The organism is Actinomadura sp. 6K520 (assembly GCF_004349245.1).
In the GTDB taxonomy this organism is placed as follows: Bacteria; Actinomycetota; Actinomycetes; order Streptosporangiales; family Streptosporangiaceae; genus Spirillospora.
On the sequence record NZ_SMLC01000433.1, the window covers coordinates 1 to 606 of the forward strand.

The 606-nt window shown below is 69.6% G+C and carries 1 protein-coding gene; it reads left to right on the plus strand.

The genetic code is table 11. The features are described from left to right. Nucleotides 1-9: 9 nt before the first annotated feature. On the plus strand, nt 10-606 hold a 597-nt coding region (locus E1289_RS37835), incomplete at its 3' end, for a DUF885 family protein (protein WP_279488706.1).

Sequence of the window (606 nt, forward strand, 5' to 3'; positions counted from 1 at the left end):
CCGGATGCGCTGGGTGCGGACCGGTACCGGCTGGGGGTGCGGGAGTTGCTGGGGACGGAGCTGGATCTGGCGGAGACCTACGCGTGGGGGTGGGAGGAGCTGGCGCGGATCGAGTCGGAGATGGCGGGTGCGGCGGGGCGGGTGGCGCCGGGTGAGCCGGTGTCGGCGGTGCTGGCGGCGCTGGACGCCGATCCGGCGTACCGGATCGCGGGGGCGGAGGAGTTCCTGGGGTGGATCCAGGAGCTGGCCGATGGTGCGATCGCGGAGCTGGACGGGGTGCATTTCGACATTCCGGGGCCGCTGCGGCGGATCGAGTGCCGGATTCCGCCGGTGGAGTCGGGGATCTACTATCTGGCGCCGGCGGAGGACCTGTCGCGTCCGGGGACGGTGTGGTGGACGGTGCCGGAGCCGTTCGAGGGTGTGGCAACCTGGGGCGTTCCGGCGACGATGTTCCACGAGGGTGTGCCGGGCCATCATCTGCAGTTGGGGGTGACGGTGCTGAATCCGGTGCTGAACCGGTTCCAGCGGGTGGCGGGGGAGTTGCATCCGGGGCATTGCGCTGTCTCTTATTCACATCTCCGAGCCCATGAGACCCTAAGACATCTG